A 5,589-nucleotide genomic window follows, 5' to 3' on the forward strand; every position below is an offset into this window, starting at 1 on the left:
CCGGCGATGGTCTGCTGATATGTGTCGAGATATTCCTGGTCTTGCGCTCTGTAGTACCGGAGATTATTCCGCAGCTTGCCGCCGTCGAAGATCGACTGGCTGACGCTGCTGTAGGCCTCATAGTAAAAGTTCTTCGAGTCCAAGAGAGCTTTGAGCTGACTGCTGGATGTGCCGCCTTCTCCAGAGAGTGAGAACTGAGGGAACAACTGAGCTTTCGCGGCGCCGATATTCGCATTGGCCTGTACGAGCAGTTCCTCGGCGCGACGAATGTCCGGTCTTCGTTCCAGCAGTTCTGACGGCAATCCGACAGGAACAGCTACCGGATGCGGTGTGTCGGCGATGGCCCAGCCGCGTTTTACCGCTCCTGGATTGCGACCGAGCAGGAGTGCCAACTGGTTCTCCTGCTGTTCAATCTGACGTTCGTAGTCGGGAATGTTGGCCTCCGCTGCGTAGAGCAATTCCTCCGCTTGCTTTACATCGGCGAGGGTATCGTTCCCGCCTCGTTGTAGAGTCTTTGTCAGGTCAAGAGTGCGCTGGCGTGCTTCCCGTGTTTGCTTTGTCACTTCAAGCGCTGCATCCAGGGTACGAAGTTCGTAGTAGTCGGTTGCCACATCCTCTACGAGAGTGCTGTAGGTCGCTTGTTGAGCCCAGATGGTGGCCCGGAGGTAGGCGCGTTGGGCCTCTGTCTGTCGCCGGTACAAACCCCAGAAGTCGAGGTTCCATGCCGCCGAGGCGGTGATCCCTCCATACTGATGGTTGCCCGTTGTCGAACTGCTGGTGGTGCCGCTATTGCTCGTGCCGCTATTGGTTGTGCTGCTGCTGCCGTTCGTGTTGTTCCCGCCGCTCGCGGTGAACGTTCCCCCAAGGCTGAGCGTCGGGAATTGGGCAGCTCTCGTTATGCCTAACTGCGCTTGCTGCTCAAGCACACGGTCAGCTGCGATCTTTACGTCGTAATTGTTCTTGATCGCTTCGGCGATGAGTTCCTGGAGTATGGGGTCGGTGAAGACTGTATTCCATTTCTGTGCGCCCAGAGGCGTAGCCCCCGGTGCCTGCTGAATATCCGGGGCCGTGATTCCACGGAATGAGGCAGGACTGTTCGCAATGACAGGGCGCTTGTAATTCGGGCCCATCCTGCACCCCACGACCAAAACGATGGCGCCAAGGCCTGCAAGGGAAAGCGCAATCCGTTTCATGCGGCCTCCGGCAAAGGAGCGGCTGCGGGTGGATTGCCAGTGGGTGGCACAACGGGCGGGGGTTCGGCAGGAGAGTGCTTCTCATCGAGACTCGCACTCTGGGTTGGGCCGAATCGCTGTGAGATCCGTTCTGAGAAGGAGTATGTGACCGGAACGAGTAGGACAGCGATCAGTGTCGCCGCAGTCATCCCGCCGATGACGATTGTTCCCAGAATTTCACGCGAAACACCTCCTGCCCCACTCGCAAACCAGAGCGGCACGCAGCCGAAGATAAACGCAAATGCCGTCATGAGGATGGGGCGAAAGCGCAGCTTGGCACCCGCGAGGGTTGCGTCATAGATGCTCTCACCTTCTTCATACTTTCCTTTTGCAAACTCCACGATCAAGATGGCGTTCTTGGCGGCGAGCCCAATAAGCATCACGAGGCCAATCTGTGCATAAACATCGTTCTCCAGATGCCGGAGGGTGAGCGCAAGGTAGCCTCCAAAGATAGCCACCGGTGTGCTGAGCAGAACACCGAACGGCAGCGACCAACTCTCATACTGAGCAGCCAGTATCAGGAAGCACAGGAAGATCGAGATGGCGTAGACCACCCACGCTGGCGTTCCCAGGTCTGCCTGATGTTCTTGATAGCTCAGACCCTCATAGTCATAGCCCATACCCTGCGGCATGGATTGCCTAAACACTTGTTCGAGTGCGGTCATCACCTGGCCTGAGCTGAAGCCGGGCGCGCCGTTGATCGTCAACGTGGCGGACTCGTATTCATTAAAGCGGGTCGTAAACTCCGGCCCCGTGACGCGTTTTACGGTGACCAGCGCACTCAGTGGAACACGACTACCGTTGGCGGACTGAACGTAAAGCTGATCGATGTTCTTGATGTCCTGTCGATATATTCCGTCCGCTTCGACGTAAGTCTGCCATTGTCGCCCGAAGCGGTTAAAGTAGTTCACCAGGTCTCCACCCAGAAACGCGCCAAGCGTGGTGTAGACATCGCTCAAGGCCACCTGTTGCTGCGATACCTTTTCCTTGTTCACCTCGACGTGAATCTGCGGAACGCTTGGGTAATACGTTGGGATCACAGCCGCAATCTCGGGACGTTTGCCAGCCGCTGCAAGGAACTTGTCCACATTCTGTGTCAGGAAGGCGGCGTCGTTCTTCCCGGTCCTGTCTTCAAGCACCATCGTGACACCACCCGAACTCCCCACGCCTGGAATGGCCGGCGGGGGAAACGAGAACGCAATCCCTTGCTTGATTCCTCCAAGAGTATGCGTAAGATTGCTCTGTACGGCGGCGAATTGCTCATCGTGCGACTCGCGTTTGCTCCAGTCCTTCAGGCTGACGAAGAAGAAGGCGTTATAGGTGCTCTGCGTACCGCTCAACAGACTGAAACCGATGACCGAAGTGACGCTATCGACACCGGGAACCTTCATCAGTGCCGTCTCGACATCCTTTGCGGCGTCTGACGTCCGCTTCAACGAGGAGCTTTGCGGAAGCGAAAGCCCAACAAAGACATAACCCTGATCTTCTGTCGGCAAGAATCCTCCGGGTAGCCGGATGCCAAGATAAAGCGCCAATGCGGAGATGCAGAGCAGCACTACGAAAGCAACTCCAGACTTCCTCACCAGCCAGCCAGATGTACTGATGTATTTGTCCGTCACGCGCCCAAAGACACGATTGAAGCTGTCAAAGAAACGCGTCCGAAGCGACTTTTTCTTGCTCTCAGACTTTGGCTTCAGCAGCATCGCACACAAGGCAGGGCTAAGCGTAAGCGCGTTGAAGGCCGAGAAGATGACCGAAATCGCGATCGTGATTGAAAACTGCTGATACAGGCGACCGGTGATCCCCGGAATGAACGCTGTCGGCACAAACACCGCAGATAGGATCAGCGCGATTGCGATGACGGGGCTGGAGACCTCTTCCATTCCCTTGATGGCAGCATCGTGTGGGGTCATACCCTCTTCAATCAGCCGTGTAACCACCTCCACGACAATAATGGCGTCATCCACAACAAGCCCAATCGCCAGAACCAAACCCAGCAAAGAAAGCGTATTGATGGAGAACCCCAACACGGGGAACACCATAAAGGTGGCGATGAGTGCAACCGGAACAGCCAGCAGCGGGATCAAAGTTGCGCGCCAGCTTTGGAGAAAGATGTAGACCACAAGGATCACAAGCACCAGTGCGATCACCAGAGTCGTCAGAATGTCGTGAATGCCAGCGTTGACAGCCGCAGTCGTGTCCAATGCCACATTCGCTTCCATGTCCGCAGGAAACTGCGTCGAGAGCAGTGCGAGCGCGGCACGAACATCCTTCGCGCATTGCACCGCATTCGATCCCGGAAGCTGATAAATGGCCATGACGGCTGAAGGCTTGCCATTGAAACGACCAGAAAGATTGTAGGTCTGCGAACCCAACTCAATGCGCGCAACGTCCCTCAAATGAAGCACCGAACCGGTTGTGTTCGAGACCAGAATGATGTCGCCAAACTCCTCGACGCTGACCAGACGGCTTTGCGACAACACGTTATAAGTAAAATCCTGATTTCCGGGGACAGGCTCACCATTAATCTGGCCCGCCGGGTTGACGTTATTTTGCACCGACAGGGCATTGGTTATCTGTGTCACCGTGATCCCGAGCTTCGCCATCTGATCCGGCTTGAGCCAGATTCGCAGTGCGTACTGACCAGCGCCAAAGACCTGCACCTGAGCGACGCCTTTGACTCGGCCGAGTTGGTCCACCATGTTGATATAAGCGTAGTTCGCCAGAAACGTGGAGTCGTAGGTGGATTTTGGCGAAGCGACGGAAAGCAGCATGAACGGCGACGAAAGCGACTTCTGGACAGTGACGCCGCCAAGTTGAACCTCGGACGGTAACTGACTTTGTGCCTGCGAGACGCGTAGTTGGGTCAGAATCTGGTCGTCATCCGGCTTGGTCTTCACATCAAAGTCGACCGTTAGCTGTGCCGAGCCATTACTTGCACTCGTGGAGTACATATAGTTCATGTTGTCCACGCCGTTCACTTGCTGCTCAATCGGCGTGATGACGGACTGCTCCAGAGTCTTAGCATCCGCCCCGGGATAGGTAGCCTTGACGACAATTTCTGGCGGGACAATATCGGGAAACTGAGCCGTCGGCAGGCTCAAAATAGAGACAATGCCGCCAATCAGCATCAGGACAGCGATAACAATGGCAACGATGGGCCGTCCGATAAAAAACTTGGACATGGTTACTTCCCCTCAGGCTTCTGGGCATGTGGTTGCGCTGCGGGAGGAGCCGATGAAGCGGCAAGATGCGGTGCCACCTTCGTGCCTTCTTTAATCTTGTCCACACCCTCTGTGACAACCTGATCTCCACCCCGTAAACCCGTCAAGATGACCGAGTCTGTCCCAATCGAAGGGCCGAGTGTGACGGTCCGCAGATGGGCGATGTTGTCCGCTCCCACCACTACGACCTGGTACAACCCTTGCAATTCGTTCACGGCCCGCTGCGGAATGATGACGGCATCTTTCAGCACGTTCGTTTGAGCCGAAACCGTCCCGAATTGACTTGGCCGGAGCACATTGCCAGGATTGGCAAAACTTGCAGCAATACGAATGCTCCCAGTCTGCGTGGTCACTGCACGGTCAACGGAGATGACGTGACCCGTCTTCGAGTACGTTTGGTTGTCTGCCAGAGTCAATGTCAGGGGAAGTGTGTCGCCGGTGCTTAGGAGGTCAGTCTTTCCCATGCCGCGGGCGCGGGCTGAGAGCGACATATACTCCTGCTCGCTGATGAAGAAATAAACCTTGATTGGATTGAGCTGGGAGACCTCCACCAACTGAGAAGTCGTGGATACCAGATTGCCGACCTGGATTGCGGCTTGACCGGCTACGCCATCAATGAGCGACCTGACTTTCGTGAATCCCACATTGAGCTTCGCAGACTCCAGCGTTGCCTCAGCACTCTCTACCGAGGCTTTATCAGCTTCCTGCGTTCCAAGTTCTGTATCGAGGGAACTCTGCGCGTAGGCTTGCGCCTGCACTAGAGGCGTATCGCGAAGGACGTTGATAGTCGCCAGCTTGTACTGCGCTTTCGCTTGAGCCAGCGACCCGCTTGCCTGATCTTGAGTAGCCTGCCAGGGACGTGGATCGATCTCAAAGAGCACTTGTCCTTTTCGGACAACGGTGCCTTCTTTGTAGTCTTGGCGAATGACATAGCCCCCCACCTGGGGCTGGATGTCGGCATTGACCATACCGTCGAGTGTGGCCACCCAACTGCCGATCACCGGCACAGTTTGAACGCTTGCGGCTATCGTATCGACCGCTAAGGGAGGCGTTGCGGGTGGCGCAGCCTTGCGACATCCGGCGATCAGTAAGAGATAAAGAGTCGCCGTAATTAGCTGACAGGTTCGACATTT

At 56.0% G+C, this 5,589-nt stretch carries 3 protein-coding genes; all 3 read right to left on the reverse strand.

All coding sequences use genetic code 11. The features are described from left to right. Window positions 1-1,193 (reverse strand): efflux transporter outer membrane subunit (locus OHL18_RS23120; RefSeq protein WP_263377244.1); only part of this gene is annotated, 1,193 nt, incomplete at its 3' end. Beyond that, entirely contained in the window at window positions 1,190-4,417 is a 3,228-nt protein-coding gene (locus tag OHL18_RS23125) for an efflux RND transporter permease subunit (RefSeq protein WP_263377245.1), read from the reverse strand. The genes OHL18_RS23120 and OHL18_RS23125, both read right to left, overlap by 4 nt. Window positions 4,418-4,419: 2 nt before the next feature. After that, on the reverse strand, window positions 4,420-5,589 hold a 1,170-nt coding region (locus tag OHL18_RS23130; protein ID WP_317890528.1), incomplete at its 5' end, for an efflux RND transporter periplasmic adaptor subunit.

Origin of the sequence: Granulicella aggregans (genome assembly GCF_025685565.1) — a bacterium.
In the GTDB taxonomy this organism is placed as follows: Bacteria; Acidobacteriota; Terriglobia; order Terriglobales; family Acidobacteriaceae; genus Edaphobacter; species Edaphobacter aggregans_B.

What these genes read in the sequence shown, in the direction of transcription:
- OHL18_RS23125 (WP_263377245.1), bottom strand. Translation starts at nt 4,417, where the DNA reads ATGTCCAAGTTTTTTATCGGACGGCCCATCGTTGCCATTGTTATCGCT.